At 70.2% G+C, this 22,202-nt stretch carries 19 protein-coding genes and 1 pseudogene; 11 read left to right on the forward strand and 9 right to left on the reverse strand.

Translation table 11 applies throughout. The annotated features are described in order from the left end of the window. Positions 1-86 precede the first annotated feature (86 nt). From pucL to OHO27_RS07845, 5 genes are all read right to left on the reverse strand, one after another. On the reverse strand, positions 87-1,010 hold the full coding sequence (gene pucL / locus OHO27_RS07825) for a factor-independent urate hydroxylase (protein ID WP_328421634.1): 924 nt from the start codon (positions 1,008-1,010) through the stop codon (positions 87-89). A 5-nt stretch (positions 1,011-1,015) separates the two neighbouring features. Further along, on the reverse strand, positions 1,016-1,408 hold the full coding sequence (uraH, locus tag OHO27_RS07830) for a hydroxyisourate hydrolase (protein WP_328421636.1): 393 nt from the start codon (positions 1,406-1,408) through the stop codon (positions 1,016-1,018). A gap of 32 nt (positions 1,409-1,440) precedes the next feature. After that, positions 1,441-1,950, reverse strand: coding sequence for a 2-oxo-4-hydroxy-4-carboxy-5-ureidoimidazoline decarboxylase (uraD, locus tag OHO27_RS07835; RefSeq protein ID WP_328421638.1), 510 nt, complete (start codon positions 1,948-1,950; stop codon positions 1,441-1,443). 152 nt (positions 1,951-2,102) lie between these two features. Then, positions 2,103-2,471 carry a helix-turn-helix domain-containing protein gene (locus tag OHO27_RS07840; protein WP_328421640.1) on the reverse strand — a complete coding sequence of 123 codons (369 nt, stop codon included), beginning with the start codon at positions 2,469-2,471 and terminating at the stop codon, positions 2,103-2,105. Then, the gene (locus OHO27_RS07845) at positions 2,468-2,719 is read right to left on the reverse strand and encodes a hypothetical protein (RefSeq protein ID WP_328421642.1); all 252 of its coding nucleotides are present in this window, start codon (positions 2,717-2,719) and stop codon (positions 2,468-2,470) included. Before OHO27_RS07845 ends, OHO27_RS07840 begins: the two co-directional genes overlap by 4 nt. Positions 2,720-2,855: 136 nt before the next feature. Here OHO27_RS07845 and OHO27_RS07850 point away from each other — a divergent pair. The 4 genes and pseudogenes from OHO27_RS07850 to OHO27_RS07865 all read left to right on the forward strand — a co-directional run bounded on the left by OHO27_RS07850 (position 2,856) and on the right by OHO27_RS07865 (position 6,962). Continuing rightward, positions 2,856-3,712 (forward strand): annotated as a pseudogene (locus OHO27_RS07850) (TIM barrel protein). A gap of 33 nt (positions 3,713-3,745) precedes the next feature. Beyond that, on the forward strand, positions 3,746-4,660 hold the full coding sequence (locus OHO27_RS07855; protein ID WP_328421644.1) for a 2-hydroxy-3-oxopropionate reductase: 915 nt from the start codon (positions 3,746-3,748) through the stop codon (positions 4,658-4,660). A 196-nt stretch (positions 4,661-4,856) separates the two neighbouring features. Then, entirely contained in the window at positions 4,857-6,314 is a 1,458-nt protein-coding gene (locus OHO27_RS07860) for a catalase (RefSeq protein WP_328421646.1), read from the forward strand. Between the two features lie 408 nt (positions 6,315-6,722). Next, entirely contained in the window at positions 6,723-6,962 is a 240-nt protein-coding gene (locus tag OHO27_RS07865; protein WP_328421648.1) for a hypothetical protein, read from the forward strand. A gap of 209 nt (positions 6,963-7,171) precedes the next feature. Here the strand turns inward: OHO27_RS07865 and gcl are convergent, their stop codons facing one another. Then, complete coding sequence (gcl, locus tag OHO27_RS07870; RefSeq protein ID WP_328421650.1) at positions 7,172-8,956, reverse strand: glyoxylate carboligase; 1,785 nt, start codon at positions 8,954-8,956, stop codon at positions 7,172-7,174. A gap of 246 nt (positions 8,957-9,202) precedes the next feature. Between gcl and OHO27_RS07875 the strand changes: the two genes are divergently transcribed. Together OHO27_RS07875 and OHO27_RS07880 are read left to right on the forward strand one after the other, a co-directional pair. Continuing rightward, a complete protein-coding gene (locus OHO27_RS07875; RefSeq protein WP_328421652.1) occupies positions 9,203-9,892 on the forward strand; it encodes a hypothetical protein in 690 nt (229 codons plus the stop codon). 41 nt (positions 9,893-9,933) lie between these two features. After that, on the forward strand, positions 9,934-10,437 hold the full coding sequence (locus OHO27_RS07880) for a GNAT family N-acetyltransferase (RefSeq protein ID WP_328421654.1): 504 nt from the start codon (positions 9,934-9,936) through the stop codon (positions 10,435-10,437). Here OHO27_RS07880 and OHO27_RS07885 read toward each other — a convergent pair. Continuing rightward, positions 10,434-12,026 carry an AMP-binding protein gene (locus tag OHO27_RS07885; RefSeq protein WP_328421656.1) on the reverse strand — a complete coding sequence of 531 codons (1,593 nt, stop codon included), beginning with the start codon at positions 12,024-12,026 and terminating at the stop codon, positions 10,434-10,436. The genes OHO27_RS07880 and OHO27_RS07885 overlap by 4 nt on opposite strands. Next, a complete protein-coding gene (locus OHO27_RS07890) occupies positions 12,023-13,693 on the reverse strand; it encodes an AMP-binding protein (RefSeq protein WP_328421658.1) in 1,671 nt (556 codons plus the stop codon). Before OHO27_RS07890 ends, OHO27_RS07885 begins: the two co-directional genes overlap by 4 nt. A 128-nt stretch (positions 13,694-13,821) precedes the next feature. On the opposite strand from OHO27_RS07890, the gene OHO27_RS07895 reads away from it, so the two are divergent. From OHO27_RS07895 to OHO27_RS07910, 4 genes are all read left to right on the forward strand, one after another. Then, positions 13,822-14,667 (forward strand): response regulator transcription factor, encoded by an 846-nt coding sequence (locus OHO27_RS07895; protein ID WP_443059521.1) that lies wholly within the window; start codon positions 13,822-13,824, stop codon positions 14,665-14,667. 212 nt (positions 14,668-14,879) lie between these two features. Then, complete coding sequence (locus OHO27_RS07900) at positions 14,880-17,699, forward strand: helix-turn-helix transcriptional regulator (protein ID WP_328421662.1); 2,820 nt, start codon at positions 14,880-14,882, stop codon at positions 17,697-17,699. Between the two features lie 288 nt (positions 17,700-17,987). After that, positions 17,988-18,773: a S1 family peptidase gene (locus OHO27_RS07905; protein ID WP_328421664.1), complete on the forward strand. Its 786-nt coding sequence runs from the start codon at positions 17,988-17,990 to the stop codon at positions 18,771-18,773. 170 nt (positions 18,774-18,943) lie between these two features. Next, a complete protein-coding gene (locus tag OHO27_RS07910) occupies positions 18,944-19,594 on the forward strand; it encodes a LysE family translocator (protein ID WP_328421666.1) in 651 nt (216 codons plus the stop codon). Positions 19,595-19,670: 76 nt separating this feature from the next. Here the strand turns inward: OHO27_RS07910 and OHO27_RS07915 are convergent, their stop codons facing one another. Then, positions 19,671-20,792, reverse strand: a complete 1,122-nt coding sequence (locus OHO27_RS07915) for a winged helix DNA-binding domain-containing protein (protein WP_328421668.1) — start codon at positions 20,790-20,792, stop codon at positions 19,671-19,673. A gap of 146 nt (positions 20,793-20,938) precedes the next feature. Between OHO27_RS07915 and OHO27_RS07920 the strand changes: the two genes are divergently transcribed. Then, positions 20,939-22,099 carry a magnesium and cobalt transport protein CorA gene (locus OHO27_RS07920; protein WP_328421670.1) on the forward strand — a complete coding sequence of 387 codons (1,161 nt, stop codon included), beginning with the start codon at positions 20,939-20,941 and terminating at the stop codon, positions 22,097-22,099. Positions 22,100-22,202: the final 103 nt, after the last annotated feature.

Here is a 22,202-nt window from a genome sequence, read left to right on the forward strand (position 1 = left end):
AGGACCCAGGGTGATTTGAGTACCGCGGCCGGGGAGCCTCACAGGCTCGCTCCTCCGGCCGCGGGTGCCGAAATGGAGTTGCTGGCTTACAGGTTGGTGAGGTCCACCGGTATCTTCGGCTCGCAGCCGTCCCGCAGGATGGTGGCCTCGATCAGGCCGTAGGGGCGGTCGGCGGCGTAGTACACCTCGTTGTCGTTCTTCAGCCCGAACGGCTCCAGGTCCACCAGGAAGTGGTGCTTGTTCGGGAGGGAGAAGCGGACCTCGTCGATCTCGCTGCGGTTGTTGATGATCCGCGAACCCATTTGGTACAGGGTCTGCTGAAGCGAGAGCGAGTAGGTCTCGGCGAAGGCCTGGAGCATGTGCTTCCTGGTCTGCTCGTAGGACTTCTCCCAGTTGGGCATCCGCTGCTCGTCGTCGGTCCAGTTGAAGCGCCAGCGGCCGGAGACCTGGGTGGCCAGGATGCGGTCGTAGGCCTCCTTGAGCGTCGTGTACTTGTCCTTGACGTAGCCCCAGAACTCGGAGTTGGTCGAGTTCATCACGACGAGGTCCTTGAGGCCGGAGACGACCTCCCACTTCTCGCCGTCGTAGGTGATCTGCGTGACCCGCGTCTCCTGGCCCTGGCGGACGAAGGAGTGCTTGACCTCGTCGGAGCCGATGAACTGCGAGTTGGCGTCGGAGGCCTCGATCCGCTCCCAGGCGTACTCCTCGATGCGGATCCGGGCCTGCTGGATCGGCTCCTGCGAGGTGACGAAGTGGCGGGCGAGGTGGATGCCGAACTGCTCGGCCGACTCGATGCCGTACTCCTTGGCGAACGCGTACACCGTGTTCTTGGTGGTGTCGGTCGGCAGGACATTGGCGTTCGAGCCGGAGTAGTGGACCTCGTCCATGTCGCCGGAGAGCGCCACGGATACGTTCAGGTCCTTGATGTGGTGGGTGGCGCCGTCCCGCGTGATCTTTACGACTCGGTTCTCGGCCTTGCCGTACTGGTTCTGTCCCAGGATCGTGGGCATGTCTGCTAGCTCCCTCGGTAAACGGAGTAGCCGAACGGGTTGAGCAGCAGCGGCACGTGGTAATGCTCCCCGGGCTTCACGGCGAAGGTGATCGCCACCTCGGGGAAGAACACGGCACCGCTGTCCCGATTCGCGGGGGCGTCCTGCTGCGCATCGGCTTGCTTCTTCTCGAAATACGGCTCCACCGCGAAGTCGAGCCGTACGTGTGTGGTGCCCTCCGGCAGCGCCGGCAGGTCCTTGCACCGCCCGTCCGCGTCGGTCGCCGAGCCGCCGAGCGTCTGCCAGTCCGCGCCGCGGCCGATGCGGGCCGCGAGCTGGACGGCGACGGCCTCGGCGGGGCGGCCGATGCTGGTGTCCAGGATGTGGGTGGACACGGAGGCGGTGGTGCTGGTGCTCATGGTCAGGCGTCCTCTTCGGTCTTCCTCGAAGATCAGTCTTCGTCGACGAGACGGGCGAGCCGGATACGGTTGATCTTGCCCAGCTCGGTGCGGACGATCTCCCGCTCCTGCTCCGGCGAGTTGCCGATCCGCTCCTTGACCGCGTCGCGCATCTGCGCGCCGGTCCGGCCGGTGGCACAGATCAGGAAGACGTGGCCGAACTTCTCCTGGTAGGCGAGGTTCAGTTCCAGCATCTCCGCCTTGAGTTCCTCGGAGGCGCCGGCCATGCCGCGCTGTTCCCGGGACGAGGTCGGGTCGCCGGGCTTGGGGCGGCCGATGGGCGGGTGCCCGGCCATCGCCTCGGCGAGGTCCCGCGCACTCAGCTCGGCCATGGCGGCGTCACTGGCGGCGTAGAGATCGTCGGCGGTGGTGTACGGGCGGGCGCCCAGCAGCCGGTTCGCCCAGGCCGTGGAGGCGCACGCCTCGTGGAGAGCGGCGTGGGCCGCGTGCTCCTCCAGGGCGTTGAACCGGGCCAGGCCCGGGGGCGTGGAATTCGACGTCACGGGAGCCTCCGTGGCCGCGAAGGGCCTTCGTACTGAACGGGCGTGCCGTTAGCTAACGCCCTACGACGACGAGACGTCAACACTTTGTTGAAAATTCGCGGTAACGAAACCGGGCGGGCCGCCTCAGGGGCACTTCTCCCGATTCGGGCCGCTCAGGGGTTCTTCTCCCGGTTCAGGTAGTTGTAGACCGTGAAGCGACTCACCCCGAGCGCGCTCGCCACGGTCTCCACCCCATGCCGTACGGAGAAGGCGCCGCGCGCCTCGAGTATCCGTACGACCTCCTGCTTGGCCTTGCGGTCCAGGTCGGCCAGCGGCTTGCCCTTCCTGCGCTCCATGGCGACCAGGATGTGATCCAGCGAGTCGGCCAGCTGGGGCAGGCGCACGGCGACGACGTCGGCGCCCTCCCAGGAGAGCACGACATCCTCGGGGCCCGCCTCGTCGGGCGGGAGAATCTCGCCGCCCATGGCGTCGACCAGCGGCTTCACGGCCGCAATGAAGGGCTCGTCCCCGGTGCCGGTCACGCGTCGCCCTCCCCGACCACATTGACCTGGAGCGAGATCCGGGTGGCACCGGCCTCCAGGCTCTTGCGCAGCAGGGCGTCCACGGCGGTGAGCACGGTGTCGGCACCGCCCTCCGCCGTGTTCCCGAACGGGCCGACGTCCACCTCGTCGAGCTCGGCCGCCTCGATGACCTCGCGGGCCGCCAGCGCATGCGCGGGTGCCTCGTCGAGGTCGAAGGGCTCGGTCGTGAACTCCACTCTCAATCGCACGCGGTCAACCTAACGCGCGGTGACGCTTTCCGCCGACCCCTCTTGACAAGCTTCGACACCCGGCGGCAATCTTCCATTAGACAGAAAACATCTTCCGCAATACGGAATCTCGACAACGGAAGGGAGCGTCGGCGACATGCCAGGTTTTGCCTTGGACACAGCCGCAGAGCAGCGCTTCAACGTCAACCTGTCGATCCTCTTCACAGAACTCCCGCTCCTGGAGCGCCCGGCGGCCGCCGCCGCGGCCGGCTTCACCGCGGTCGAGCTGTGGTGGCCCTGGGTCGACTCCCCACCCCCGAGCAGTCCGAGCTCGACGCCCTGAAGAAGGCGATCGAGGACGCGGGCGTCCAGCTCACCGGCCTGAACTTCTACGCCGGTCAGCTGCCCGGCCCCGACCGTGGCGCCCTGTCGGTCCCGGGCGAGGAGTCGGAGAGGTTCCGCGCGAACATCGACGTGGCGGCGGACTTCGCCGCCTCCCTCGGCTGCCGGGCGCTCAACGCCCTGTACGGCAACCGCGTCGAGGGCGTGGACCCGGCCGAGCAGGACGCGCTCGCGCTGGAGAACCTGGTCCTCGCGGCGCGGGCGGCCGACCGGATCGGCGCGATTCTCCTCGTCGAGGCACTGAACCAGCCGGAGTCGCCGCTGTACCCGCTGGTCAGCGCGCCGGCCGCGGTCGGGATCGTCGACCGGGTCAACGAGGCCACGGGCCTGGGCAACACGAAGTTCCTCATGGACCTGTACCACCTGTCCATGAACGGCGAGGACCTGCCGTCGGTGATCGAGCAGTACGCCTCGAAGACCGGCCATGTGCAGATCGCCGACAACCCGGGCCGCGGCGCCCCGGGCACGGGGACGCTGCCGCTGGAGGAGCTGCTGGACCAGCTGACGAAGGCGGGCTACGAGGGCTGGGTCGGCTTGGAGTACAAGCCGGGCGACCGCCCCAGCGCGGAGGCCTTCGGCTGGCTGCCCCGCGAAGCGCGCGCCGCCCGCTGAACACACCCCCGTATTTGAGAGGCACCCCCAATCATGAGCAACCTCGCAGACTCTTCCCACCCGACCCGCCCCGCGATCGCCTGGATCGGCCTCGGCATCATGGGCTCCCCCATGTCCGAGAACCTGATCAAGGCGGGTTACGACGTCACCGGCTTCACCCTGGAGCAGGACAAGCTGGACCGCCTGGCCGCCGCCGGCGGCACGGTCGCCGGTTCGATCGCCGAGGCCGTGCGGGACGCCGACGTCATCATCACGATGGTGCCGGCCTCCCCGCAGGTCGAGGCCATCTCCTACGGCCCCGCCGGAATCCTGGAGAACGCGAAGTCCGGCGCGCTGCTGATCGACATGTCCTCGATCACCCCGCAGACCTCGGTCGACCTGGCGAAGGCGGCCAAGGACAAGGGCATCCGCGTGCTGGACGCCCCCGTGTCCGGCGGTGAGGCCGGCGCCATCGAGGCGGTACTGTCGATCATGGTCGGTGGCGAGCAGGCCGATTTCGACGCCGCGAAGCCGATCCTCGATGCGCTCGGCAAGACCATCGTGCTGTGCGGTCCGCACGGCTCGGGTCAGACCGTGAAGGCCGCCAACCAGCTGATCGTCGCCGTGAACATCCAGGCGTGCGCCGAGGCCGTGGTCTTCCTGGAGAAGTCCGGCGTGGACCTGCAGGCCGCACTGGACGTCCTCAACGGCGGCCTCGCGGGCTCCACCGTGCTGACGCGGAAGAAGGACAACTTCCTGAACCGGGACTTCAAGCCCGGCTTCCGTATCGACCTGCACCACAAGGACATGGGCATCGTGACGGACGCCGCCCGCAACGTCGGCGCCGCCCTTCCGGTCGGTGCCGTGGTCGCCCAGCTGGTCGCGTCCCTGCGTGCGCAGGGCGACGGCGGGCTGGACCACTCGGCCCTGCTGCGGGCCGTGGAGCGCCTGTCCGGCGCCCAGGTCTGATCCGGGCCTGCCCCACACTTCCGGGCCGCGGCGCCGCTGACACCTGTCCTGTCGCGCCCAGGCGTCGCCGCGGCCCGGAATCACCTTCAGCAAACCGTTGATTCCGTTCAACAAACTGTTGACGCCCGTTCGCCCCACTTCTAGGCTCCACAAAGCGGAAACAGTTTTCCGCTGACACCCGCACGGAAGGTCCACGATGTCGAAGCGCGTGCTCACCACCGAGTCCGGCGCCCCGGTCGCCGACAACCAGAACTCAGCCTCCGCCGGCGTCGGCGGCCCGCTCCTGCTCCAGGACCAGCACCTGCTGGAGAAGCTGGCGCGCTTCAACCGCGAGCGCATTCCGGAGCGCGTGGTGCACGCCCGTGGCTCCGGCGCGTACGGCCACTTCGAGGTGACCGACGACGTCACCGGCTTCACCCACGCCGACTTCCTGAGCGCGGTGGGCAAGCGGACCGAGGTGTTCCTGCGCTTCTCGACCGTGGCCGACAGCCTCGGCGGTGCGGACGCGGTGCGCGACCCGCGCGGTTTCGCGGTCAAGTTCTATACGGCCGAGGGCAATTACGACCTCGTCGGAAACAACACCCCGGTGTTCTTCATCAAGGACCCGGTCAAGTTCCCCGACTTCATCCACTCGCAGAAGCGCGACCCGTTCACCGGCCGCCAGGAGCCGGACAACGTCTGGGACTTCTGGGCACACGCCCCCGAGGCCACGCACCAGGTGACCTGGCTGATGGGCGACCGCGGCATCCCGGCGTCGTACCGCCACATGAACGGCTACGGCTCGCACACCTACCAGTGGACGAACGCCGAGGGCGAGGCCTTCTTCGTCAAGTACCACTTCAAGACGAACCAGGGCATCCGCTGCCTGAGCGCCGAACAGGGCGCCGAGCTCGTCGGCAAGGACGCCAACTCGCACCAGACGGACCTGCTCCAGGCCATCGAGCGGGGCGTGCACCCGTCGTGGACGCTCTACGTCCAGCTCATGCCGGCGGCGGAGGCGGCCGACTACCGCTTCAACCCGTTCGACCTCACCAAGGTGTGGCCGCACAAGGACTACCCGCTGCAGCGCGTGGGCCGGCTGGTCCTGGACCGCAACCCGGACAACGTCTTCGCCGAGGTCGAGCAGGCCGCGTTCTCCCCGAACAACTTCGTCCCGGGCATCGGCCCCTCCCCCGACAAGATGCTCCAGGGCCGCCTGTTCGCCTACGCGGACGCCCACCGCTACCGTCTGGGAGTCAACCACACCCTGCTGGCCGTGAACGCCCCGAAGGCGACGACCGCGCAGAACTACGGCCGCGACGGCCTCATGGCGACCAACTCCCAGGGCCGCGGGGCGAAGAACTACGAGCCGAACTCCTACGACGGCCCGGTCGAGACCGGCCGCCCGCTGTCGGCCCCGCTCGCGGTGAACGGCCACACGGGCACCCACGAGGCGCCTCTCCACACCAAGGACGACCACTTCTTCCAGGCCGGCGAGCTGTACCGCCTGATGTCCGCCGAGGAGAAGTCCCGCCTGATCGCGAACATAGCCGGTGGCCTGTCCCAGGTCTCCCTCGACGACGTGATCGAGAAGAACCTGGCCCACTTCCACGCCGCCGACCCGGATTACGGCAAGCGCGTGGAGGAAGCGGTCCGCGCCCTGCGCGAGGACTGAACCCCAAGGCTGCGTCCGTCTCCTGACGGGAGGTCATGAGGCGGACGCAACGCCCGCAGAGAAGCCGAGCGACCCGGATGAGGGGTGGTCGCCCGGCCCGGACGCGGGCAACACGAGGACCGCGGCGGTGTGCGAGCCAGTGCGGTGGTAAAGGTTCCGGTCTCCTTCTTCGACCTGAGGAAGGAGCACCCGGTTCCGTCGCAACCGCCGCGGTCCCGAACCCCTCCAGACCCCGTCCGGCGGCGCGAACGTCCTGTCGCGCCCAGCCTCGCACCGTCGGACGGCCACAACCGGATATCTCACCGGCCGAAGAGCGCCGGGCACGGACGGTCCCGTGCCCGGCGCTCTTCGGCGTTCCCCGGCGCATTCCGGGGTGCGGATCCGGCCCGGCCGCAGGAGTCTGAAGGCATGGCAGCACACCCGACCGAACATCCGCACGTCGTGGTCCATCCGCCGGCCCTGGACGGCTCCCGGCGGGTCACCGAGGGCGACGAGACGCTGGGCATCGCCACGCACGTGGACGACGTCAGCGAGATCCTGCGCCTCGCCGACCTCTATGTCACGGACATCTCGGAGAGCGACTTCATCGACTGGCAGGGCGGCGGCCCCGACGACTGGCCCGGGCTGTCGGAACACCACGAGCCGTAGACGGCCCCGTACGCCATCGGGCGTACGCCGGCTACGAAACCCTCAGATCAACCTCTGAACAAGCTCCGGGAGGCTTCAACCCCCCGCTGCCGCGGGCACATTCCTCTCACACGGGGCCCGTCGGCACGGGGGCGGCGGGCCCTGGACGGGGGAACGCGAAAGGGCGGCCCAACCCTTCGGTTGGACCGCCCCTCGGCGTACCGGACGCGTCAGACCTTCAGCGTCCTGATCGACGTCGGCGAGTGACCCGGCTCCGTCGCGATCTCCTCGAACTCGACGACGTTGCTGATGTCGTTCGTGGTCGACATGGAGATGTTGGTGACGCGTTCCAGGATCGCCTCGACGACCACTGGGACCTGGTGCTCCTGCGCGAGCTTCTTGGCCTGCTCCAGGGCGGCGCCCAGTTCGCTCGGGTCGGTCACGCGGATCGCCTTGCAGCCGAGGCCCTCGGCGACCTTGACGTGGTCGACGCCGTAGACGCCCAGCTCGGGCGAGTTGATGTTCTCGAACTCCAGGTTGACCTGGAAGTCGATCTCGAACGCCCGCTGCGCCTGGCGGATCAGGCCCAGGTAGGAGTTGTTCACCAGGACATGGACGTACGGGATCTTGTGCTGCGCCCCGACCGCCAGCTCCTCGATCATGAACTGGAAGTCGTAGTCGCCGGACAGGGCGACGACCTGCGCCTCGGGGTCGGCCTTCGCCACGCCCAGCGCCGCCGGGATCGTCCAGCCCAGCGGGCCCGCCTGGCCGCAGTTGATCCAGTGCCGCGGCCTGAACACGTGCAGCATCTGGGCGCCCGCGATCTGCGAGAGACCGATGGTGGAGACGTACCGGGTCTCCGGGCCGAAGGCCTTGTTCATCTCCTCGTAGACGCGCTGCGGCTTGATCGGGATGTCGTCGAAGTGCGTACGGCGCTGGAGGGTCGCCTTCTTCTCCTGCGCGGACGCGGCCCAGTCGGAGCGGTCCGGCAGCTTGCCCGCGGCCTTCAGCTCCTTGGCCACCTCGACGAACAGCTCCAGCGCGGCCTTCGCGTCCGACGCGATGCCGTAGTCCGGCGCGAAGATCTTGCCGATCTGGGTGGGCTCGACGTCGACGTGGACGAACTTGCGCCCGGCCGTGTAGACGTCCAGTTTGCCGGTGTGGCGGTTGGCCCAGCGGTTGCCGATGCCGAGGACGAAGTCGGACTCCAGGAAGGTCGCGTTGCCGTAGCGGTGCGAGGTCTGCAGGCCCACCATGCCGGCGTTCAGCTCGTGGTCGTCGGGCAGCAGGCCCCAGCCCATCAGGGTCGGGACGACCGGGGTGCCGGTCAGCTCGGCGAACTCGACGAGGAGTTCGGCGGCGTCGGCGTTGATGACACCGCCGCCCGCGACGATCAGCGGCCGCTCGGACGCGTTCAGCAGTCCGATCGCCTTCTCGATCTGGGCGCGGCTCGCGGCCGGCTTGTAGACCGGGAGGGGCTCGTACGTCTCCGGGTCGAACTCGATCTCCGTCAGCTGGACGTCGATCGGCAGGTCGATGAGGACCGGGCCGGGACGGCCGGAGCGCATCAGGTGGAAGGCCTGCTGGAAGACGCCGGGGACCTGGGCGGCCTCCAGGACGGTCACCGACATTTTCGTGACCGGCTTGGCGATCGAGGCGATGTCGACGGCCTGGAAGTCCTCTTTGTGGATCACGGCGGTCGGCGCCTGGCCCGTGATGCACAGGATCGGGATGGAGTCGCCGATCGCGGAGTACAGGCCGGTGATCATGTCGGTGCCGGCGGGGCCGGACGTGCCGATGCAGACGCCGATGTTGCCGGCGTGCGTGCGGGTGTAGCCCTCCGCCATGTGCGAGGCGCCCTCCACATGGCGGGCGAGGGTGTGGTTGATCCCGCCGGAGGCCTTGAGCGCCGCATAGAAGGGGTTGATCGCCGCGCCCGGCACGCCGAACGCGTTGCTGACGCCCTCGCGCTTGAGGATCTCGACTGCCGCTCGGGCAGCGGTCATACGAGCCATTGAGTACTCCTGCTTCGGCTGTCGGATTCGCACTCCCGTCGCGCCCCGCGGTGAGCAATTCCGTGACGATGTCCATTCCGCCTGCGTTTTCCACATTGCGGAAACTGTTTTCTACTATCTGGAAGCAATGTAAGTGGGCAGCTTAGGAGCGTCAAGAGGCGAAGACCCTCAACGGGCGGACAACCGGGCACCACGTGGAGGACGATGGGACCGCTGTCCCGATGCGAGGTCGTCCTGGAGTGGGCCATGTCCGAGAGCGTGTCGTTGCGCTGCCCGGCCTGCCGGCGCGAGCATCTCTACGAGGCACCCGCCTATCCGTGCGCGTGCGGGGCGCCCATCGCGCCGGAGCTCGATCCGCACGGGACCGCGACGGCCGTTGCCCACCGGGCCTGGGACGACGAATGGATCGCCGTGCGCTGCGGGTCGTGCGGCCGGGAGAGCCATTGGCCCCGTCCGGAGGTGGGGTGCCCCTGCGGGACGATGGTGCGGGTGCCGGTGGCGGAGGCGGGAGCCGACACGGGCGTGGCGCGGCGGGAGACACCGCCCGCGGCGCGCCGCGCCTTTCAGCCCGTCACGATCCGCACCGCCCGTGACGCGGTCACCGCGGCCGCCGTATATCTGCGGTGGCTCGGCTACCGGGACATCCGCCGGGCCGACCAGCGGCCCACGTCGGGGGTCGGCATCGCCGCTCACGGGCTGCTCGCGCAGGTCGACCCCACGGTCAGCCCGGCCTCCCTGCGTGACGTGGAGTGCCTGTGGCTGACCGCCATGTCCGAGTCCGCGGCCTGCGTCTACTTCTCCCTCGCCGGGTACGCCCCCGACGCCCGCGTTCGCGCCGACGGCCTGGGCGTCCCCCTCTTCGTCCTCGACCTGACGGGGACACCCCAGCCGGTCAACAGCCTCGCCGACGAACTGGACGCGACGGGCGCCCGGTAATCCGCATGCGCCCGACGCCGCCGACGACGGACACTCGGCCCATGCGCATCCGAGCCGCGACGCCCGACGACCTCCCCGTCCTCCAGGACATCGAACGCGCCGCAGGAGCCGCCTTCCGCGACCTCGGCATGGCGGCGATCGCCGACGACGAGCCGCCCGCCCTGGACGTCCTGGAGCACTACCGCGGGGCGGGCCGCGCCTGGGCCGCCTGCGACGCGGTGGACCACCCGGTCGGCTATCTGATCTGCGAGCCCGTCGACGGCTCCCTGCACATCGAGCAGGTCTCGGTCCACCCTGACGCGGCTCGCAGGGGCATCGGCCGGGCCCTGCTCGCATACGCCGCCCGTCGCGCCCGCGAGGAGGGCCTGTCCGGTCTCACCCTGACCACCTTCACCGAGGTCCCGTGGAACGCGCCGTACTACGAACGCCTCGGCTTCCACGTCCTCGACGAGGCCGAGCTCACCCCAGGGCTGCGGAAGATCCGTGCCCATGAGGCGGAACTCGGCCTCGACCGGTGGCCGCGAGCGTGCATGCGCCGGACCTAGCCGGCCGCGAACCTCTCGCGCAGCTCCACCTTGCGCACCTTCCCGGACACCGTCATCGGAAAGGCGTCGAGGATCTGCAACCGGCTCGGAACCTTGTAGTGCGCCAGTTGCCCGTCGCAGAAGGCCCGCAGCTCCTCCAGCGTCAGCGGGGCGGCCGCGTCGCGCGGGATGACGCAGGCCAGTACCTCCTCGCCGTACCGTTCGTGGGGCACTCCGACGACCTGGACGTCGGCGATCTTGGGGTGGGCGTAGAGGAACTCCTCGATCTCGCGCGGGTAGATGTTCTCGCCGCCCCGGATGATCATGTCCTTGATGCGGCCGACGATCTCGACGTAGCCGTTCTCCCGCATCGTCGCGAGGTCGCCGGTGTGCATCCAGCGGCCCGCGTCGACGGTCTCGGCGGTCTTCCCGGGCTCGTTCCAGTAGCCGAGCATCACGCTGTAGCCGCGGGTGCACAGCTCGCCCGCCGTGCCGCGGGGCCGGGTCACGCCGGTGGCCGGGTCGACGATCTTCACCTCGATGTGCGGCAGGACGCGGCCGACCGTGGACGTGCGGTGTTCGAGGTCGTCGTCCCGGCGTGTCTGGAGGGACACCGGGGACGTCTCGGTCATGCCGTAGCAGATGGAGACCTCCTCCATGTGCATCTCGGCGACGACCCGCTTCATCACCTCCACCGGGCAGGGCGAGCCCGCCATGATGCCGGTGCGCAGGGAGGAGAGGTCGTACGACGCGAAGTCGGGGAGGTTCAGCTCCGCGATGAACATCGTCGGGACGCCGTACAGGGACGTACAGCGCTCCTGCTGGACGGCCTCCAGCGTGGCCTTCGGATCGAAGGACGGGGCCGGGATCACCATGCAGGCGCCGTGCGAGGTGGCGGCCAGATTGCCCATCACCATGCCGAAGCAGTGGTAGAAGGGCACCGGGATGCAGACCCGGTCCTGCTCGGTGTACGCGATCAACTCCCCCACGAAATAGCCGTTGTTGAGGATGTTGTGGTGGGAGAGGGTGGCCCCCTTGGGGAAGCCCGTCGTGCCCGACGTGTACTGGATGTTGACCGGGTCGTCGCAGGACAGCTCCTCGAACGGGGCAGGTGTGGCCCGCCCGATCAGCGCCTCCCAGCTCGGGTCCCCGATGTACACGGTCTCGCGCAGCTGCGGGCACTTTCCGCGCACCTGCTCGACCATGGCCCGGTAGTCGCTCGCCTTGTGGCTCAGGGAGGCGAAGAGGAGTGAGATTCCCGCCTGGTTGAGGACGTACTCGACCTCGTGGGTGCGGTAGGCGGGGTTGATGTTCACCATGATCGCGCCGATGCGGGCCGTGGCGTATTGGACCAGCACCCATTCGGGACAGTTGACCGCCCAGATGCCCACCCGGTCGCCCTTGGCGACGCCGCTCGCGAGCAGCGCGTACGCCAACTCGTCGACGTCGGCGGCGAACCGGGCGTACGTCCAGCGCCGCCCGGACTCCACGTCGACCAGCGCCTCCCGTTCGGGCCATGCGGCGACCGCCCGGTCCAGGTTGGCCCCGATCGTGTCGCCGAGCAGGACGGTGTCGCTCGTCCCGTGGGTGTAGGACAGCTCTGAGCTCACCGGAAGTCCTCCTCGCGGTACTCGGCGTCCGAACCGGCTGCCGTGGCCTCGCGCAGCTCGATGCGGCGGATCTTGCCGGAGACGGTCTTGGGCAGGGGCGCGAACTCCAGGCGGCGGATGCGCTTGTACGGCGCCAGGACCTCCCGTGCGTGCTCGAAGAGCACCTTGGCCGTGTCGGGGCCGGGCTCCCAGCCCTCCGCGAGGACGACGTACGCCTTCGGCACCGCGAGCCGCAGCTCGTCCGGCGCGGGCACGACGGCCGCCTCGGCCACCGCCTCGTGCTCCAGCAGGGCGCTCTCCAGCTCGAAGGGACTGATCTTGTAGTCCGACGCCTTGAAGACGTCGTCCGCGCGACCGACGTAGGTGATGTAGCCGTCGGCGTCACGGGAGCCGATGTCGCCGGTGCGGTAGTAGCCGCCGGCCATCGCCTCCGAGGTGCGGTCCGCGTCGCCGTGGTAGCCGGTCATCACGCCGACGGGGCGGGCGGACAGGTCGAGCGCGATCTCGCCCTCGTCGGCGCCCGGCGCGCCGGAGACCGGGTCGAGGAGTTCCACGCGGAAGCCGGGGCTGGGGCGGCCCATGGAGCCTGTCTTCAGGGGCTGGCCGGGGCTGTTGGAGACCTGGACCGCGGTCTCGGTCTGCCCGAAGCCGTCCCGGATGGTCACGCCCCACGCCTCGCGGACCCGCTCGATGACCTCGGGATTGAGCGGCTCACCTGCGGCGACGACCTCGCGCGGGCGGGTGCGCAGGACGCTCAGGTCGGCCTGGATGAGCATGCGCCAGACGGTCGGCGGGGCGCAGAAGGTGGTGACGCCGGCGCGGTCCATCTCGGCCATCAGGCGGGCCGGGTCGAAGCGTGTGTAGTTGTGGATGAAGACGGTCGCCTCCGCGTTCCACGGCGCGAAGAGGTTGGACCAGGCGTGCTTGGCCCAGCCGGGCGAGGAGATGTTCAGGTGCACGTCGCCGGGCTTGAGGCCGATCCAGTACATGGTGGCCAGGTGCCCGATCGGATACGAGGTGTGGGTGTGCTCGACCAGCTTGGGGCGGGCGGTGGTGCCGGAGGTGAAGTAGAGCATCAGCGGATCGTCGGCCGCCGTCGGCCCGTCGGGGGTGAAGTCGGCGGAGACGGCGTACGCGTCCTCGTACGCCTGCCAGCCCTCGCGTGCGCCGCCGACACTGATGCGCGTGTAGCGGCCGGGCACCCCGTCGAACTTGCCGGTGTCCTCCGCCCGCACGAGCACATGCCGGACGCGGCCGCGCTCCACCCGGTCGCGCAGGTCGGCGGGGCCGAGCAGCGGGGTGGCCGGGATGACGACGGCGCGCAGCTTCATGGCGGCGAGGGCGGTCTCCCACAGCTCGGCCTGGTTGCCGAGCATCACGAGGACGCGGTCCTCGGCACGGACGCCGCGCGCCCGCAGCCAGCCCGCGACGCGGTCGGAGCGCTCCGACATCTCGGCAAAGGACAGGCGGACCTCGCTGCCGTCCTCCTCGACGATGTGCAGCGCGGTGCGGTCGTTTCCGTCCGCGATGACGTCGAACCAGTCGAGCGCCCAGTTGAACCGCTCCGGCCGGGGCCAGGTGAAGCCCTCGTAGGCGGTCGTGTAGTCCTCGCGGTGCTCGAGCAGGAAGTCCCGCGCACTGCGGAACCCCTCCGTCCCCGTCGTCATCTGTCCTCCTGGTTACCGGAACCTTGCCGGGCGGCCCTCTGCCATCGTGTAATCCGTGACGTGGGTCTCACTACCCCCGAACGGGGTGTGCGCTCGGGAAAGCCGCAGGAAAGGGCGAGCAGGTGGCAGTGGAAGCGGCAGCATCGGTGGAGATAAGGGGCGCGCTGCTGCGCCTGCGCCGCTCGACCGGGCTGCCGGTCGCCTTCGGCGGCCTGGTGGAGCCCGGGCGTCCGCGCGTGCGCATCAGCGAACTGAACGGCACCGCCACCGAGTCCCTGAGCAGGCTCGCGGTGACCGCCGGCAACGGCCTGGGCGGCAAGGCGGTGGCCCTCGCCCGCCCGTGCGCGGTCACGGACTACTCCGCCTCACGGCAGATCACCCACGAGTACGACGCCGCCGTCGCCGTGGAGGGACTGCGTTCGGTGCTGGCGGTTCCGGTCGTCGTACGACGCCGGGTGCGCGGTGTCCTGTACGGCGCCCTGCGCACGGCCCAGCCCCTGGGCGACCGCACGCTGACGGCGGCCGTGGAGGCGGCACGGGACGTCGAGCAGGCGCTGGTGGTGCGGGACGAGGTGCGGGGGCTGCTGGCGGCGGCGCGGGTGGAGACGGCGGCGGTGGAGACGCCGCCGGTCGACCGGGGCGCCGACTGGGAGCGGGTCCGCGATGCCCACGCGGCGCTGCGCGCTCTGGCCCCGCGCATCGGCGACCCCGCCCTGCGCGCGGAACTGCTGGACGCCTGCGGCCTGCTGACGGAGGACCCTGCGCGTGCGCCGAGCGGCGTGCGGCTGGCCCCGCGCGAACTGGACGTGCTGGCGTGCGTGGCCGCCGGCTCGACGAACGCGGTCGCCGGCGAACGGCTGGGGCTGCGGGTGGAGACGGTCAGGAGCTATCTGCGCTCGGCCATGCGGAAGCTGGGCACCCACACGCGCGGGGAGGCGGTGGTCGCGGCACGCCGGGCCGGGTTACTGCCCTAGGCCTGCGGCTGCCTGACGTGGGCCTGCGGCTGCCTGTCACGGGCCGCGGTTGCCCTCCGTGGGCCGGCCCACCCCGACGACCCTCCATTCATTCATCTGTGCTTTGAATTTCCCTATGCCCGTCGCTGTTATTTGCCTCACCATGTCGTCGGTCCGAAATTCAAAGACCTGTTGCCTAATATTGGCCCGGACACGACACACGGAGGGGAGCGGTGACCGTGCGACGGGACTTCAAGGAGCCTGCCGGCTGCCGCTCCGACCAGGTCATCGGCAGGGAGGAGCTGTTCACGGCGGCGCGTGAGCAGCTCGGGCGGGGCGGCAGCGTGCTGCTTCACGGACCTGCCGGAATTGGGAAGTCGACGGTCCTGCGGGCTTTGGCCGGGGAATACGGCGGCGCGGCACGCACGGTGTTGCGCTGCTCGCCCACGGAGTCGGAATCCCATCTTCCCTTCCTCGCGCTGGCCGACCTCCTCGGCCTGGTCCTGGACGAGGTGTCCGAGCGGCTGCCCGCCGCGCAGCGCACCGCCCTGGAGTCGGCCCTCACCGGCCGCGGCGAGTCCACCCTCCAGCGCGACGGCCTCGCCCTGCGCCTGGCCGTGCTGTCAGCCCTGCGCGCCCTCGCCGACACCGGGCCCGTCCTCGTCGTCGCCGACGACCTCCAGTGGCTCGACCCGGCCAGTGCCGAACTCCTCGGTTTCGCCGCCCGGCGCCTCGGCGACACCCCGGTGCGGATGCTGTGCGCGGTGCGGACCGAGGGCGAGGAGTACGACCGCCATCTACGCGCGTCCCCGCCGGACACCCTCGCCGTCCGGCTGGGTCCGCTCTCCCGGGCCCAGTTGTCCGCCCTGCTGGACCACCGCGGTTACACCGGCCTGCCCCGCTCCACGGTCCGCGACATCCACCGCACCAGCGGCGGCAACGCCCTGTTCGCCCTCGAACTGGGCCGCGCCCTGGCCGAGAACCCCACGCCGCCCCGCCCCGGCGAGCCCCTGCCGGTGCCCACCTCGCTGCGCGCCCTGGTGCTGAACCGCCTGGAGATGCTGTCGGCGGAAGCCCGCCGCACCCTGCTCGTGGCGAGCGCGGGCGCCCGCCCCACACTGGCCCTGCTGCACTCGGCCGGCCGTGACAACGCCGAGGCCGAGACCGCCCAGGCCGCCGAACTCGGGCTGCTGGCCACCGAACCCGAGGGTCCCGCCGTACGGTTCGCGCACCCGATGATCTCCGCCGCGCTGTACGCGGAGGCGCCCGCGCAGGACCGCCGGGCCGCGCACGCCGCACTGTCCACGGCCGCGTCCGACCCCATCGAGCGCGCCCGGCACCTGGCCCTGGCGACCCATGGCACGGACCCGGAGGTCGCCGCCCGGCTCGCCGAGGCCGCCGCCCTGGCCAGGGACCGGGGAGCGCCCTCTGTGGCCGCGCAGTTGGGGCTGCTCGCCGCCCGGCACACCCCGGCGGACGGCACCCCGAGCCCCGAAGTGATGCGCCTGGCCGCCGCCGAGGACGCGATCACCGCCGGGGAACTGGACCTCGCCCGGGACATCGCCCGTGAGGTGCTGAGCCGCACGACCGTTCCCGAGGACCGGGTGCGGGCCTGGATCATCGTGATCGACACGGCGGGCCACGCCATGACGGAGGTCGACGCGATCTTCCCGCAGGCCCTGGCCGACGCCGGCGACGACCCGCGACTGCTCGCCCTGGTCCACTACCAGCTCACCTGGCGGGCCCTGCTCGTGGAGGGCGACTTCGACGAGGCCCGCGGCGAGGCGGCGTACTCGGCAGAGCTGGCCGCGCGGGCCGGCGACCGGTACACGGAGCTGATGGCGCTCGCCTTCCAGGCCCAGATCGAGACCCTCATGGGCCACCCGGACGCCCCCGCGACCATCAGGCGGGCGCTCGAGGAGCCCCAGGACCCGAGGGTGGCGTGCCATCACAACGGCGCCGGCTACTCGCGGTTCCGCTGGCTGATCATGAGCGACCAGCTGGCCGAGGCGCGCGCCACGGTCACCGCCCTGCTGCGGGAGGTGCGGCGGCGCGGGTCGGTCGAGAGCGAGGTGCACTTCCTGCGCGGGGTGGCCGAGACCGAACTGCACTCCGGTCACTGCGGACGCGCCCTCGACCTGGCCCGCGAGAGCCTGCGGATGGCCCGGGACACCGGGATCGGCGAGGTGGCCTCCGCCGTGCTGACCTCGCTCGCGGAGGCCGCGGGCGGGGAGGTGGACCGGGCGCTGGACCTGGCGCGGGAAGCGGTGGCGCACGCCGAGGAGGACGGCGACCAGATGTACGTGTCGCGTGCCCTGGCCGCCCTGGGGCACGCCCAGTTGGTGGCCGGGGACGTGTCTGCGGCGGTGCGTTCGCTGCGCCGGGTGCGGGAGGTGGAGCAGGGCCTCGGCATCACCGACCCGGCGCGCGGCCGGTGGCACGGCGACCTGGCCGAGGCGCTGGTGCGCAGCGGTGAGATCGCCGAGGCACAGGACGTCATCGACGGCACGCGCGAGATCGCGCTGCGCCTGGAACGGGAGGGCGTACTGGCCGTACTGGACCGGGCCGAGGCGCTGATCCGCGCGGTACGGGGCGAACAGGACGCCGCCGCCACCCAGTTGACGTCGGCTCAGGACCGGCTCGGCAAGCTGGGCTACAGCCTGGAGGAGGCCCGGGCCGCCTTCGCCCTGGCTCAGCTGCGCTCCGACACCGCGGGCCCGACGTCGTACGACGAGGCGGCCAGGCTGTTCCGCCGCTGCCGGGCCCTGCCCTGGCTGCGGCAGGTCGTGGCGGCCGCAGCCACGCGGCCCGCGGAGGCGCCTCCCGCCCCCGCCTCCGCCCCGGACGGGCTCGACGGCCTGGACGGGCTCGCCTCGATGGAGCGTCAGGTCGCCGCGCTCGTCATGGAGGGCGCGACCAACCGGGAGATCGCCGCGCGCCTTTTCATCAGCGTCAAAACGGTCGAGGCGACGCTTACCCGCGTTTATCGCAAGCTCGGGATCCGATCGCGGGTCGACATCGTCAGACTGGCGGCGGGGCGCCGCAAGACCTGAGGTCGGGGCGCCGTACGACGTGAGATCTCGGCGCCGTCACGACGCGGGATCCGGCGCCGTACGAGGTGAGTTCACCCGTCTTTGTCGGTCCGCGTGGGTTTATCGAGGCGGACCGAGGGTTTTCCCTGTCCAACTCCCTTAGGGGTTCCCTCATTGGGAAGGGAAACTTCCGGGACCTACCTTGAGTTCGTGCCGCTCGCTCGGGCACACGGGTGTCGGTCCCTCGACTCCCGTGCAACCCCCACACCCGCGCGACCCCCCACCGGCAACCCCCCAATGAGGAGTCTCATGTTCGGGCTCACCCGTGCCAGAAAGACCGCCGTCGTCGCGGCGACCGCCGCCGCGGCCGCGGCCGCACTGCTCAGCGCCCCCACCGCTGAGGCGGCGTCCTCCCGCATCGTGGGCGGTACGACGACCACGACGACCTCGTATCCCTTCATGATGCAGATCACGGACGCCTCCCAGAACCAGTTCTGCGGCGGCACGCTGGTCTCCGCGACCAAGGTGGTCACCGCGGCCCACTGCATGGTCGGCGAGAGCAACAGCAGCGTCCGGGTCGTCGGCGGCCGCACCTACCTCAACGGCACGAACGGCACCGTCAGCCAGGTCAGCGACATATGGATCCACCCGGACTACTCGGACGTCACCGAGGGCAACGACGTGGCGGTGCTGACCCTGTCCACGTCGATGCCGTACACGCCGGCCTCGTACGTCGACTCCTCGGACACCGGCGTGTACGCGACCGGCGCCACCGCCCGCATCATCGGCTGGGGCACCACCTCCTCGGGCGGCAGCTCCTCCAACCAGCTGCGCACGGCGACCGTGCCGATCGTGTCCAACTCCAGCTGCGCGAGCTCCTACGGTTCGGACTTCATCTCGTCCGACATGGTCTGCGCCGGATACACCTCCGGCGGCGTCGACACCTGCCAGGGCGACAGCGGCGGTCCCCTGCTCATCGGGGGCGTCCTGGCAGGCATCACTTCCTGGGGCGAGGGCTGTGCCCAAGCCGGATACCCGGGCATCTACACCCGGCTGACCACGTTCTCGGACGAGGTCACCGAACAGGTCTCCTGAGCACACCTCAGGTGAAAGACCAGGGGGCGTTGCGGGCCTCCACGAGCGGCCCGCAACCCCCCTATCCATGTCCGCAGCCGTCACCACATCCATGCCCACATCCATGCCCACGGTCCTGTCCCGTTGTCAGTGGTGCCTGTTTGAATGGGCTTCGGATGGGGGTGATGGGCATGGTGTCCACAGATCGTGTGCTGGCCTTCGCGGCGATGTCGCTGCTGGTGATCGTGATTCCGGGGCCGAGTGTCCTGTTCGTCATCGGCCGCGCCCTGGCGCACGGCCGCCGCACCGCCGTGGCGACCGCGCTGGGCAATGTCTTCGGCTCGTATCTGCTGGTGGTCGCCGTCGCGGTGGGCATCGGCTCGCTGGTCGAGCGGTCCATGACGATCTATCTGACGGTGAAGCTGGTCGGCGCGGCCTATCTGATCTACCTGGGCGTGCAGGCATTCCGGCACCGGAAGGAACTCAAGGCCTCGGCGATACGGACACACCAGCCGACGGAACCGACGCGAGGTGACCTCCGTACGGTCCTCGACGGCGCCCTCGTCGGCGTCACCAACCCCAAGGGCGTGGTGTTCTTCGCCGCCGTGCTCCCCCAGTTCGTGGACCACTCGGCAGGCCATGTCCCGCTGCAGATGCTGCTGTTGGGCCTGGTCCCGATCACCATCGGCCTGGTCACGGACACCCTGTGGGGCCTGACCGCGTCGGCGGCCCGCGGCTGGTTCGCCCGCTCCGACCGCCGGCTGTCCCTGATAGGCGGGGCCGGCGGGTGCACGATGATCGGGCTCGGCGTGACGGTCGCGGTGACGGGACGGGCGGACTGACGCCTGCGGGGCGCCTGCCAGGGGGTGGCCGACCAGGGGGTGGCCGACTACGGAGTGGCGGACTAGGGGTGGCCGACTAGGGGATGACAGTTCCGAAGCGGATGTCGTACGACGCCGCCGGGTGCATCACCTTCAGCATGCGCTCCCCTTCCTCCGTCACCTCCCCGCGCTGAGCCTTGGTGAGCTCGGTGAACTCCTCGATGACGAGCTCGTCGCCGAGGATGCGCCACACGCCCACGAGGAAGCCGTCGACGAGGAGGGGGCAGTAGACCGTGTTCACCTGCCAGGTACGGCCACGGTTGGCGGGCGGGATCACGCGGGTGCGGTCGGCGTGGGAGAGGAGCAGGTTGTCGAACTCGGGCAGGAAGCGGGGCGGGGCCGGGGTGTCCGGATCGGGGCGCGGGGCGTCGGGGAGGTCGAAGAGCTCGACGCCGTTCTCGTCGCGGAAGGTGAGCAGCTGGGGGCGGAGCCGTTCGAAGGCGTCACGCATCCGGGTCAGGCCGCACCAGGTCTGCATGTCCTTCACGGAGGCGGGGCCGAAGGCGGCCAGGTAGCGCAGCACCGTGGCATCGGGTGAGGCGGCCGGCTCGGAGGGACGGTCCAGCCACTGCTCGGCGGTGGTGAGAGCGACCTGGCCGCTGCGGCCCCACAGTCCGCGCGGGGTGACCTGGACGAGGGGCAGCTTGCAGCGGGCGGCGACGGCCAGGGACTGCGGGTCGGCGTCCGGCCACTCGACGCTCAGCGCTTCGCGCAGCTGCTTCATGGTGCGGGGCTCGGTTTCGACGAGATCGCGGGCGATGTGGGCGAGCCGGTCGAGATCGACGCCGCCGAGGCCCTTGCGGAAGTAGTTGATCTCGCGGTCCCTGGCGGGTTGGACCAGCGGACGCAGGGTGAGACTGTCGTCGGCGGTGTGCAGGTGGATCGTGGATCGCATGGTGACGATCCGCACGGCCGCGCGGTCGGCCAGCAGGCCGGACAGTGCGTCGGGCGTGAAGCCGTCGAGACGGGCGGCGAGCGCGTAGTAGGGCGGCTTGACCTCCTGGGCCTGGAGGCCGACCAGATGCTCCACGGCCGCCAGAGCCGACAGCGGCGAGCGACGCAGCAGCAACTGCCGGTCGAGGGTGGCGCGGTTGAGGGCGCGGGTGCCGAGCACGGGGCCGGCGGCTGCCGTCGTCTTCTTGGTGCTGCGCTTCGTCATGCTCCGCACGCTAGCGAGGCTTGCGGACACCTTCGGTCCGCAACTCTCACGGAATCCCGGATCCCCTCACCCCTCCCATGCCATTCGCCCCGTATATCCTTCACCGGAGATCACCCAGTCGTCGTCCAGACCGGGAGGCAGCCGCGATGTCCGAGCGACGCGCACGCCCCGCCTCGAAGAACCCCGTGAAGTCCGCTTGGCGCCGAGCCGTCGCTCCCCCGCCGCAACCCGAGCCACCGGAGCCGGGGCCCGCGGCGCGTACCACGGCGCCCGACTCCTCCGAGGTGGCGAGTGTCGTGCAGGCGGTGCTGTACCGGGACGGTGTGCGGGTGTCCGCCCCCGCCACGCTCGCCGACACCTACCGCGAGCTGCGCGACCAGCCCTCCGGGATGGCCTGGATCGGCCTGGCCCGCCCCACCGAGGCCGAACTGCTCTCCCTGGCCGCCGAGTTCGACCTGCATCCGCTCGCGGTCGAGGACGCGATGGAGGCGCACCAGCGGCCCAAGCTGGAGCGCTATGGCGAGACGCTCTTCGTGGTCCTTCGTGCGGCCCGCTACCTGGACGCACCCGAGGAGGTCGACTTCGGCGAACTGCATGTCTTCGTCGGCCCCGACTTCGTGATCACGGTCCGCCATGGCGCGGCCCCCGACCTGTCGGCGGTCCGCCAGCGCATGGAAGAGACTCCGGAGCTGCTCAAACTCGGCCCGGAGGCGGTGCTCTACGCGATCCTGGACGCGGTGGTCGACGGCTACGAGCCGGTGGTGGTGGGCGTTCAGAACGACATCGACGAGATCGAGACCGAGGTCTTCCGGGGCGATCCCGAGGTCTCCCGCCGTATCTACGAACTCTCCCGGGAAATGGTCGAGTTCCAGCGCGCCACCCGCCCGCTCGTCGGCATGCTGCACGCCCTGATGGCCGGCTTCTCCAAATACGGCACGGACGAGGAACTCCAGCGCTACCTGCGCGACGTGGCCGACCACGTCACCCACACCAGCGAGCGCGTCGACGGCTTCCGCCAGGCCCTCACCGAGATCCTCACGGTGAACACGACGCTGGTCACGCAGCAGCAGAACGCGGAGATGCGGGCGTTGGCGGAGGCGGGGTTCGAGCAGAACGAGGAGATCAAGAAGATCTCGTCGTGGGCGGCGATTCTGTTCGCTCCGACGCTGGTGGGGACGATCTACGGCATGAACTTCGACCACATGCCGGAGTTGCACTGGGTGTTCGGGTACCCGTTCGCGGTGTTGCTGATGGCGGGGGTCTGCACCAGTTTGTACCTCATCTTCAAGCGGAAGGACTGGCTCTGAGTAATCGCCGCGAAAGGTGCTGCCATGAGGGGATGCGGCGCCGGTCGCAGGCGCTGACGGAGCGCTTGAGGCCGCTGGGGTGAATCTGGGCCGGTCCGCCGAC

Origin of the sequence: Streptomyces sp. NBC_00443 (assembly GCF_036014175.1) — a bacterium.
Classification (GTDB): Bacteria; Actinomycetota; Actinomycetes; order Streptomycetales; family Streptomycetaceae; genus Streptomyces.